This is a genomic window from Collinsella sp. AM20-15AC, from assembly GCF_003471405.1.
Taxonomy (GTDB): Bacteria; Actinomycetota; Coriobacteriia; order Coriobacteriales; family Coriobacteriaceae; genus Collinsella.
This window is the reverse complement of record NZ_QRJA01000058.1, coordinates 1-1,769: the sequence shown is the minus strand read 5'-3', so window position 1 is coordinate 1,769 and position 1,769 is coordinate 1. Positions and strand designations below refer to the sequence as shown.

The window sequence follows — 1,769 nt, the reverse complement described above, 5'->3', positions numbered from 1 at the left end:
GTTATACCCTAAGAGCAAACCACCCTTTTTAAGGGTGGTTCTGATTTACCGAAAGCTAGTTGGAGGTGCTTCGTGATTCGATCTGACAATCCACCCGATAATGGCGTGAGCGGGGCGATGTATCTATTTGGCACGGCGCTCTTGTGGAGTTTTATCGGCATCCTCGTTCGCGCCAATTCGCAGTCAGCTCTTTTGATCGGTGCCGTCACGGCAATATTTATGGCGCTCTTTATCCTGCTCGTCGGCAGACCCGTCCTTCGCGTCAGCCGTCTTATTGTCCTTGTGGCCGTCTGCAACTTCGTGACGGGCACCACGTTTAACTTTGCCAACCAGCTCACGACGGTCGGCAACGCGATCGTTCTGCAGTACACCTCGATGATTTTCGTTATCGTGTATCAATCGCTCGCAACTCGCACGTTGCCCTCGCCTGCGAAGATTGCCTCCGTGGTGGTTGCTTTTACGGGTATGGGACTTTTCTTTTTAGGTGATTTGAGCGCCGAGGGCATGCTCGGAAATCTGCTTGCCGTCATTTCGGGCGCCACCTTTGGGCTGTGTTTCTTTTTAAACTCTCGCCCCGATGCGTCGCCCATGGTGTCCTCGCTCATCTCCTGCGGCATCTCGATACTTCCGATCGTCTATTTTGCCGGCGACCTAGGCTCCGTGAAACCCTTTGAGTGGGGGCTTATGCTGGTGCATGGCCTTTTTTGCAGCGGCCTTGCGAGTGTGCTGTATGCCAAGGGGATTGCGCGCACCAACGCGTTTGCGGCCAACTTGGTTTGCATGAGTGAGGTCGTGCTCGCTCCCTGCTGGTCGGCGCTCCTCTTTGGCGAGGTCTTTCGCTGGAACGAGTTTTTGGGCGCAGCGATGATCGTTTTGGTGATTGTGGCCAACTTGGCATCCGATGCTTTTGGCGACGGCTTTCTGGTGGCGCTTGTCCGCCATCGAAACAAAGAGCGTGCCTAATGGGATGCGCCTGCCGTTTACGGTAAAAAACACCCCGCTGAGCGACTGGTATTAAATAAGGCGAACCTGCATACCTATAATTGGTATCAAATCATTTGTGCCTGGCATGGGTGTTAGCAGCACACCAGGTACGCTTCGAGCCGTGGAATCGAACTCCCGGAATTGATATCAACAACGCGCGCGACGGGAGTGACGACGGTTCGAGATTCCTTATTGGGAGGAATTATGCTTGTCCAAGCAATCCTCGTCGGCTTAGTCGGAGCGTTTGGATGCCTCGACTACCAGCTCGGCACCCTCTACGCGTTCCGCCCCATCGTCCTGTGCCCGCTCGTGGGCCTGGTGCTGGGGGACCTGCAGACTGGCCTTGCCGTTGGCGCCAGCCTGGAGTTGCTGTTCATGGGCTCGATTTCCATCGGCGCCTACGTGCCGCCTAACGAAACCGTCGGCGGCGTGCTCGCCTGCGCGTTTGCCATTCAGCTCGGTCAGGGTACCGAGACGGCCATCGCGCTCGCCATGCCCATCGCCGTCCTTGCGCTGACGATCGGCAACATTACCAATGCCTTGTTCCCTGTGTTTGTCGATATGGCAGACAAGTTCGCCCTCAAGGGAAACCTCAAAGGCATCTACGCCGTTCATTGGGGAATTGGAATCTGGGGCTGCGTCGAGTACTTCCTGCTGTGCGGCGGCGCCTTCTATTTGGGTTCCGACGCCATCCAGGGCCTGCTCGACTTCATCCCGCCCTTCATCATCGACGGTTGCGGCGTTGCCGCCAACATCCTGCCGGCCATGGGCTTCGCCATGCTCGG

General features: G+C 56.6%; 2 protein-coding genes. Both read left to right on the top strand.

Going from position 1 to position 1,769, the window contains the following annotated elements; translation table 11 throughout:
* Positions 1–72: 72 nt before the first annotated feature.
* Positions 73–963: a DMT family transporter gene (locus DW233_RS10035; RefSeq protein WP_225093980.1), complete on the top strand. Its 891-nt coding sequence runs from the start codon at positions 73–75 to the stop codon at positions 961–963.
* A gap of 225 nt (positions 964–1,188) precedes the next feature.
* A partial coding sequence (locus DW233_RS10030; RefSeq protein ID WP_147324174.1) for a PTS sugar transporter subunit IIC occupies positions 1,189–1,769 on the top strand: 581 nt, incomplete at its 3' end.